The organism is Sphingomonas bacterium (assembly GCF_028289855.1).
In the GTDB taxonomy this organism is placed as follows: domain Bacteria; phylum Pseudomonadota; class Alphaproteobacteria; order Sphingomonadales; family Sphingomonadaceae; genus Sphingomonas.
Window position 1 is genome coordinate 1 of the sequence record NZ_JAQGKZ010000121.1, and the last position, 8,030, is coordinate 8,030.

An 8,030-nucleotide genomic window follows, 5' to 3' on the forward strand; every position below is an offset into this window, starting at 1 on the left:
ATCGAGCAGGAATTCGCGCCCAAAGGCTTGTCCGAAGACACGGTCCGCTTCATCTCGGCCAAGAAGAACGAACCGGAATGGATGCTTGAGTGGCGCCTCAAGGCGTACCGGCTGTGGCTGACCATGACCCCGCCCGATTGGGCCAAGCTCGACGTGCCCCCGATCGATTATCAGGACGCCTATTATTACGCCGAGCCCAAGGCCAAGCCGAAGCTCGGCAGCCTGGACGAGGTCGATCCCGAGATCCTGCGCGTCTATGAAAAGCTCGGCATTCCGATCGCCGAGCAGAAGATGCTGGCCGGCGTCGAGGGCGCGCGCAAGATTGCGGTCGACGCGGTGTTCGACAGCGTCTCGGTCGCGACGACCTTCCGCGCCGAGCTCGAAGCGGCCGGCGTCATCTTCCGCTCGATCAGCGAGGCGATCCGCGACTATCCGGATATGGTGCTCAAATGGCTCGGCAAGGTCGTGCCGCAGCACGACAATTACTTCGCCGCACTCAACTGCGCGGTCTTCAGCGACGGAACGTTCGTCTATATTCCGGAGGGCGTGCGCTGCCCGATGGAGCTCAGTACCTATTTCCGCATCAATGCCGAGAATACCGGCCAGTTCGAGCGCACGCTGATCGTCGCCGACAAGGGCGCCTACGTCTCGTACCTCGAAGGCTGCACCGCGCCGATGCGTGACGAGAACCAACTGCATGCCGCGGTGGTCGAACTGGTCGCGCTCGACGATGCCGAAATCAAGTATTCGACCGTCCAGAATTGGTATCCCGGCGACGAGAACGGCAAGGGCGGAATCTACAATTTCGTCACCAAGCGCGCATTGTGCCAGGGGCGGAACAGCAAGGTGTCGTGGACGCAGGTCGAGACCGGCAGCGCGATCACGTGGAAATATCCGTCCTGCATCCTGAACGGCGAGAACAGCGTCGGCGAATTCTATTCGGTCGCGGTGACCAACAACCGCCAGCAGGCCGATACCGGCACCAAGATGATCCACAACGGCAAGGGATCGCGCTCGACGATCGTGTCGAAGGGAATTTCGGCAGGGCGCTCGGACAACACCTATCGCGGGCTGGTCCGCGTCGCGCCGGGCGCGGAAGGCGTGCGCAACTTCACGCAGTGCGACAGCTTGCTGCTCGGGTCCGAATGCGGCGCGCACACCGTGCCATATATCGAGGTGCGCAATCCGACGGCACAGATTGAGCATGAGGCGACTACCTCGAAGATCAGCGACGACCAGATGTTCTACGCGATGCAGCGCGGGCTCGACCAGGAAAGCGCGGTGGCGCTGATCGTCAACGGCTTCGCGCGCGATGTGCTCAAGCAACTGCCGATGGAGTTTGCCGTCGAGGCGCAGAAGCTGCTCGGGATTTCGCTCGAGGGGTCGGTCGGATGATCCGCACCCCAACCCGTCATGCCGGACTTGTTCCGGCATCCACCGTGCAACAAGCGATGGCATTGCAGGTGGAGAAGTGGACCCCGGCACAAGGCCGGGGTGACGAACAGGAGAGCGTGGGGCGATGAGCGTGACGGCGCAACTCACGGATGTCCGGGTCACGTCTGACGCTCCAGACGTACGCGTGCCGTTCGCCGAGGGCACCGATCACGCCGCCGCCGCCGAGCAAGCCGCCGCGATCCTGCGTCGCGAGGGCGTGGTCGTGCTCGACGATCTGGTCGATCCGGCGTTAGTTGCGCAGTGTCGCGCGGAGGTCGAGGCGGCCTATCCCCGGCTCGCCGAGACTGATCGCGAGCGCAATTACGGTCCCTATGAGGGCCGTCATTGCATGCCGATGACGCTCGACGGCATTCTGGCGGACCGGTCGTTCATGCTGCCCGCCGCCTATGACGCGATCGCCACCGCGTTGCTCGGTAAAAAGTACATGGTGGATTCGATCGGCCTACTGGTCGCCGCGCCGGGTGCGCCCGACCAGAAAGGCCATGCCGACGGCACGCTGTTTCCGGAGGTCAATCTGGAGCAGATGCTGCCGCCGTTCGCGCTCGCCTTTTCGATGCCGCTGGTGCGGATGGACGAGGTGAGCGGGCGCACCGCCTTTTGGCGCGGCTCGCACCGCAAGGGAAAGCCCGCCGGCGCGCACGACTCGGCGCCGGTCGTGAACCCTGGGTCCGCGTTGGTCTGGGACTTCCGCACGCACCATTGCGGGCTCGCCAACAATGGCGACGCGCCGCGGCCGACTATCTTCACCGTGCTGTCGCGCGAATGGTGGGTGGAAATGCACCCGCCCGAAGCGACGCGGTACGAGAAGCTGCGGATGAAGCGATCGGTCCGCGCCGCGCTGCCGCCGCGCCTGCACCACAAATTCCACCGTGCCGTGCTGGTGGATTGAACGGGATTTTGAATGCTCAACATCGACAACCTCCACGCCGAAATCGACGGCAAGGAAATCCTCAAGGGGCTGACCCTGTCCGTGAACGCGGGCGAGGTGCATGCGATCATGGGACCGAACGGCGCGGGCAAGTCGACGCTCGGCTATGTGCTCGGCGGCCGGCCGGGGTATGAGGTGACCGCGGGATCGGTGAGCTTCGACGGTGCCGACCTGCTCGCGATGGAACCGCACGAGCGCGCTGCCGCCGGACTGTTCCTTGGCTTCCAATACCCGTCGAAATCCCTGGCGTGTCGAACGTCCAGTTCCTGCGCGAGGCGCTCAACGCGCAGCGCAAGGGGCGCGGCGAGTCGCCCTTGTCGGGCGGCGATTTCCTCAAGCTGGCGCGCGCGCAGGCCGATGCGCTGTCGATGGACCAGGAGATGCTCAAGCGCCCGGTGAACGTCGGCTTTTCGGGCGGCGAGAAGAAGCGCAACGAGATGGTCCAGATGGGGATCATCGGGCCGCGGCTCGCGATCCTCGACGAGACCGACAGCGGGCTCGACATCGACGCGCTGCGCGTGGTCGGCGAAGGCATCAACCGCATCATGCGCGCCCCCGGCAAGGCGGTGGTGCTGATCACGCATTACCAGCGGCTGCTCGAATATGTCCGGCCCGATTTCGTCCACGTCCTCGACGGCGGGCGGATCACGCGGTCGGGCGGGGCGGAGCTGGCGCTGCAACTCGAGCGCGAAGGCTATGGAGCGGTGGCGGCGTGACCTTGCTCGCGCTCCCGACCCGGCGCGACGAAGCGTGGCGGTACAGCGACCTCGGTGCGCTGGCGACCGCTTGGCCAGTGCCGACGGCGGAGGTGATCCGCGTTGCGGCGGGCGAGGAAATCGCGCGGCTGGTCGTGCAGGACGCCGATACCGATGCGGTGGCGGTGAAGGATTTTGTCGTCATCCTCGAACGCGGCGCGCGGGCGACGTTTCATATCCTCAACACCGGCGGCAAACTGGGTCGGGTGGCGATCGACGTGACGTGCCAAGAGGGGTCGCATTTCGAGCTAGGCGGCGCGATCATCGGCGGGGGCGAGCAGACGCTGGAGATCGTCACGACGCTCAACCATATCGAGCCGAACGCTACCTCCAATCAGGTCGTCCGCTCGGTGCTCGGCGGCAAGGCGACCGGCTCATATCTCGGCAAGGTCGCGGTCGCGCGCGACGCGCAGAAGACCGACGCCAGCCAGTCGGTCAAGGCGATGCTGTTGACGCGCACCGCGACCGCCAACGCCAAGCCCGAACTCGAAATCTTCGCCGACGATGTGAAATGCGCGCATGGCGCCACGGTCGGCGAACTCGATGCCAACGCTCTGTTTTACCTGCAAAGCCGCGGCGTGCCGCCGACCGAAGCCAAGACGCTGCTGCTCCGCGCGTTCATCGGCAGCGTGTTCGACGGGATCGGCAATGCGGTGCAGCGCGAAGCGGTCGAGGCCGCCGCGCAGATCGCGCTGGAGCGGGTGTTGTGAACTTGATGGCCGACACGCGCCCTCTCGATGTGCTCGCCGATTTTCCGGCGATCCAGCCGGACTGGCACTATCTCGACACCGCCGCGACGTCGCAAAAGCCGCAGCCGGTGCTCGACGCGATCAACCGCGCGTACGGCGAGACCTACGCCACCGTGCATCGCGGCGTGTACCAGCGGTCGGCCGACATGACGCTCGCCTACGAGGCTGCGCGGAAGCGGGTGGCGCACTTCATCGGGGCGCAGGCCGAGGAATGCGTGTTCGTGCGCGGTGCGACCGAGGGGATCAACCTGGTCGCGCAATGCTGGGTTGGCGAGCAGTTCAAGGCGGGCGACCGCATCCTGCTCTCGACGCTCGAGCATCACTCGAACATCGTCCCGTGGCAGATGGTTGCCGAGCGGATCGGCGCCGCGATCGATGTCGTGCCATTGACCTATGACGGCCGGATCGACCTCGATGCGATGGCGGCGATGATCACGCCCGCGCACAAGATGGTCGCGCTGGCGCATGTCTCGAACGTGCTCGGATCGGTACTCGACGCCAAGCGCGCGGCCGAGATCGCGCATTCGGTCGGCGCGAAAATCCTGCTCGACGGCTGCCAGGCGGTGCCGCGCATGCCCGTCGATGTAGCCAACATTGGCTGCGACTTTTATGTCTTTTCGGGGCACAAGCTCTACGGGCCGACCGGGATCGGCGTGCTGTGGGGCCGCGCCGACCTGCTCGACGCGATGCCGCCGTATCAGGGCGGCGGGTCGATGATCGACCGCGTTACCTTCGCCAAGACGACCTACGCCCCGCCGCCGGGCCGGTTCGAGGCGGGGACGCCGCATATCGTCGGGGTGGTCGGGCTGCACGCCGCGATCGACTATGTCGACAGTATCGGGCTCGACCGCATCCACGCGCACGAAACCGCGCTGGTTGCCGCGACGCGGGCGCGGCTGGGCCAGATCAATTCGGTGCGGCTGTTCGGCCCCGACGATAGCGCCGGGATCGTCAGTTTCGCGGTCGAGGGGGTGCATCCGCACGACGTCGCCACCATCTTGGACGAAGGACGGGTCGCAATCCGCGCCGGGCACCATTGCGCGCAGCCGTTGATGGACGCGCTGGGCGTGCCCGCCACCGCACGGGCGAGTTTCGGGGTGTATAATTCGCTGGCCGATGTCGAGGCGCTGGCCGCCGGGGTTGAACGCGTAACGCGTATTTTTGGTTAGGGATCTTCGGATGAACGAAGAACACAAGATTGTTGTCGAGGAAGTCGAGGCGGTCGAGGCGCCGCCCAAGGCGCGCGTTGAGGTCGAAGCCGCAAGCGATACGTTCGAGCGCAAGCGCGACTATCTCGCCGGGTTTCTGGCACAGAAGCCCACTGCCGATCCCGTCGGCGGAGAGGGCGGCACGCTACAGCTCGCGGTGATCGAGGCGATCAAGGAAATCTTCGACCCCGAAATCCCGGTCAACATCTACGATCTCGGATTGATCTACGGTGTCGAGGTGACCGACGACGGCCACGCCGCGGTGACGATGACGCTGACCACGCCGCATTGCCCGGTCGCCGAATCGATGCCCGCCGAGGTCGAGCTTCGCGTCGCCAGCGTGCCGGGCGTCGCGTTCGCCGACGTCAATCTGGTGTGGGACCCGCCGTGGGACCCGCAGAAGATGTCAGACGACGCCAAGCTCGAACTGGGGATGCTGTAATGGCGACCACTTTGCGCCAACGCCCCGCCGCGCTGATCCTGACGCCCAATGCGGAGGCGCGGATCGCCGACCTGATGGCCAAGGCGCCCGAGGGCGCGATCGGCGTCAAGCTGTCGACTCCGAAGCGCGGCTGTTCGGGGCTGGCTTATTCGGTCGATTACGTGACCGAGGCCAAGCCGTTCGACGAGAAGATCGAGACCGCGGGCGGCACGCTCTACGTCGACGGCGGATCGATCCTGTACCTGATCGGATCCACGATGGACTGGGTCGAGGACGATTTCGCCGCGGGCTTCGTGTTCGCCAACCCCAACGCCAAGGGCGAATGCGGGTGCGGGGAGAGCTTTACGGTCTGAAGTCTGGGTAGATGGCTGCCGCCTGCTCTGGCGTCACCATTGTCGCGTCGTGCAATCGCTCATCCCATAGCGTTTTACAGTTACGGCAGCGCTGGAGAAATGCCGGACCGTCTGCTCGCTCGGCGACGCGCTCGAAACGCTCAAAGGGCGCGTGATAGCCTATTTGACAGTGTTCGCAGAACTCAGCGTCGTTCATCAGTCAGCTCTTCCGCAGCACCAACGCCGTCCGCAGGCATTCGCACACCACTTCGCCACGCTGGTTGATCGCGCGGTGCTTCCACGTCACCAGCCCGGCGTTGGGCCGCGACTTGCTCTCGCGCACTTCGGTCACTTCGCTCGTCGCGTGGAGCGTGTCGCCGATGAACACCGGTTTGGGCATCACGACCTTGTCGTACCCCAGATTCGCGACCAGCACGCCCATCGTCGTCTCGCCGACGGTGATCCCGACCATCAGACTGAACGTGAAGGTGCCGTTGACGAGGATCTGCCCGAACTCGCTCGCCTTGGCGGCCTCCGCGTCCAAATGGAGCGGTTGCGGGTTGTGCGTCATCGTCGACCACAGCAGGTTATCGGTCTCGGTCACCGTGCGGCGTAAGGGGTGCTCGATCGTCTCGCCGACCCGCCATTCGTCGAAGAATTTGCCCGGCATCAGTGATCCTCCGTCAAGTACAGCTTGAACCCGGCATGGCTCTTTTGCCAGCCGAGCCGTTCGTAGAAGCGATGCGCCGCAACGCGATCGTTGTTGGAGGTGAGCTGCGCAATGAAGCAGCCGCGCGCGCGGCATTGTGCGACCGCCCAGCCGATCATCGCCGCGCCGAGCCCATCCCCGCGCCGGTCGGCGGCGATGCGCACCGCCTCGATCTGCCCGCGCCATGCGCCGCGATGGGAGAGGCCCGGCAGGAAGGAGAGCTGCAAGGTGCCGATGACGCGGCCGTCGCGCTCCGCCACGACCAGCATCTGGTTGGGGTCGGCATGAATTGCGTCGAACGCGCGGCCATAGCCGGGGTCGAGCGGCAGGCTGGCATCCTCGCGCTTTGCCCCATTCACGTCATCGGCGAGCAGCGCGACGATCGCCGCCAGATCGTCGCGTGTCGCGGTGCGGATCGCGAGCGCGCTCAGGTCGCCTTCTCCACGCGCACGAGCATCTTGCCCTCGCTGACCTGCCCGCCGGTCTCGGCGTCGAGCTCCGCGATGGTGCCGTTGAACGGCGCGGTGAGGCTATGCTCCATCTTCATCGCCTCGAGCGTGACGAGCTTCTGGCCCTTGGTGACGACATCGCCGGCCGCGACCTCGACCGCGATGATACGGCCGGGCATGGGCGAGAGGATCGCGCCGTCGGCGGCGGTGCCGGCAACTCCGGCCTTCGTTCGCAGCGCGACATCGAACTTGGCGCCGTTCTCGAACAGCGTAATCGTCTGGTCGTCATAGCTGTAGCCGGGCGTGGTAGCCCAGAAGGGGGCCGGCTCGTAACCGTAGTCGACGCGCTGTCGCTCGCCATTGACGACCAGATTGACGGCCTCACTCGGCGCGGCATTCAGCCGAAACCCCAACAGGCCGCGTTGGCGATCATAATCCGGCTCTCCGACCTGGCCGGGCATGAAGTCGTCAACGTGCACAAGATAGTCGGCGGCTGCGCCGAGTAGTTCAGCGCTTGGCATCGGTGCCTCGCACAGCCGCGCAACATGTTCGCCGATGAATGCCGTGGTCACCGATCCGTCGCGGAACGATGGTTCGGCAAGGAGCCGGGCAAGAAACCAGGCGTTGGTCCTGACGCTGTCGCAAACGACATTGGCGCAGGCGTGATGGAGCGCCTCGATCGCGGCGTTTCGATCGGTCCCGGTGGCGACGAGCTTGGCGATCATCGGATCGTAGAAGGGCGAGATCGTATCGTCTTCCTCGACCCCCGTTTCGATCCTCACGCTCGACGGAAGCAACAAATGATCGAGATGGCCGGTGCTGGGCAGAAAGCCGGTCGTCGGGTCTTCCGCATAGAGGCGTGCCTCGATCGCCCAGCCGTTGATGGCCAGCTCGTCCTGCCGCTTCGGCAGCGGCTCGCCCGACGCCACCCGCAACTGCCACTCGACCAGATCCTGCCCGGTGATCTCCTCGGTCACCGGATGCTCGACCTGGAGCCGTGTGT

General features: G+C 65.5%; 9 protein-coding genes and 1 pseudogene. 7 read left to right on the forward strand and 3 right to left on the reverse strand.

Features of this window, described 5'->3' with window-relative positions:
* The 7 genes and pseudogenes from sufB to JWM94_RS14050 all read left to right on the forward strand — a co-directional run.
* On the forward strand, positions 1-1,395 hold a 1,395-nt coding region (gene sufB / locus JWM94_RS14020; protein ID WP_299428257.1), incomplete at its 5' end, for a Fe-S cluster assembly protein SufB.
* Positions 1,396-1,519: 124 nt separating this feature from the next.
* Positions 1,520-2,344 carry a phytanoyl-CoA dioxygenase family protein gene (locus tag JWM94_RS14025; RefSeq protein ID WP_299428261.1) on the forward strand — a complete coding sequence of 275 codons (825 nt, stop codon included), beginning with the start codon at positions 1,520-1,522 and terminating at the stop codon, positions 2,342-2,344.
* 12 nt (positions 2,345-2,356) lie between these two features.
* Positions 2,357-3,099: pseudogene (gene sufC, locus JWM94_RS14030) on the forward strand (Fe-S cluster assembly ATPase SufC).
* Positions 3,096-3,848 (forward strand): SufD family Fe-S cluster assembly protein, encoded by a 753-nt coding sequence (locus JWM94_RS14035; protein ID WP_299428264.1) that lies wholly within the window; start codon positions 3,096-3,098, stop codon positions 3,846-3,848. The pseudogene sufC and the gene JWM94_RS14035 overlap by 4 nt, the downstream one beginning before the upstream one ends.
* Positions 3,845-5,056, forward strand: a complete 1,212-nt coding sequence (locus tag JWM94_RS14040) for a cysteine desulfurase (RefSeq protein WP_299428267.1) — start codon at positions 3,845-3,847, stop codon at positions 5,054-5,056. The genes JWM94_RS14035 and JWM94_RS14040 overlap by 4 nt, the downstream gene beginning before the upstream one ends.
* 10 nt (positions 5,057-5,066) lie before the next feature.
* Positions 5,067-5,537: an SUF system Fe-S cluster assembly protein gene (locus JWM94_RS14045; RefSeq protein WP_299428270.1), complete on the forward strand. Its 471-nt coding sequence runs from the start codon at positions 5,067-5,069 to the stop codon at positions 5,535-5,537.
* Complete coding sequence (locus tag JWM94_RS14050; RefSeq protein WP_299428273.1) at positions 5,537-5,890, forward strand: iron-sulfur cluster assembly accessory protein; 354 nt, start codon at positions 5,537-5,539, stop codon at positions 5,888-5,890. Before JWM94_RS14045 ends, JWM94_RS14050 begins: the two co-directional genes overlap by 1 nt.
* 199 nt (positions 5,891-6,089) lie before the next feature.
* Here the strand turns inward: JWM94_RS14050 and JWM94_RS14055 are convergent, their stop codons facing one another.
* The 3 genes from JWM94_RS14055 to JWM94_RS14065 all read right to left on the reverse strand — a co-directional run.
* Positions 6,090-6,539, reverse strand: a complete 450-nt coding sequence (locus tag JWM94_RS14055) for a MaoC family dehydratase (RefSeq protein ID WP_299428276.1) — start codon at positions 6,537-6,539, stop codon at positions 6,090-6,092.
* Positions 6,539-6,937 carry a GNAT family N-acetyltransferase gene (locus tag JWM94_RS14060; protein WP_299428279.1) on the reverse strand — a complete coding sequence of 133 codons (399 nt, stop codon included), beginning with the start codon at positions 6,935-6,937 and terminating at the stop codon, positions 6,539-6,541. The genes JWM94_RS14055 and JWM94_RS14060 overlap by 1 nt, the downstream gene beginning before the upstream one ends.
* A gap of 68 nt (positions 6,938-7,005) precedes the next feature.
* The coding region (locus JWM94_RS14065) for a biotin/lipoyl-containing protein (RefSeq protein WP_299428284.1) at positions 7,006-8,030 on the reverse strand (1,025 nt) is incomplete at its 5' end.

Bases quoted from the DNA above. Each gene is read 5' to 3' on its own strand.
- JWM94_RS14025 (WP_299428261.1), top strand. From the start codon at position 1,520: ATGAGCGTGACGGCGCAACTCACGGATGTCCGGGTCACGTCTGACGCT.
- JWM94_RS14045 (WP_299428270.1), top strand. From the start codon at position 5,067: ATGAACGAAGAACACAAGATTGTTGTCGAGGAAGTCGAGGCGGTCGAG.
- JWM94_RS14050 (WP_299428273.1), top strand. From the start codon at position 5,537: ATGGCGACCACTTTGCGCCAACGCCCCGCCGCGCTGATCCTGACGCCC.
- JWM94_RS14055 (WP_299428276.1), bottom strand. From the start codon at position 6,539: ATGCCGGGCAAATTCTTCGACGAATGGCGGGTCGGCGAGACGATCGAG.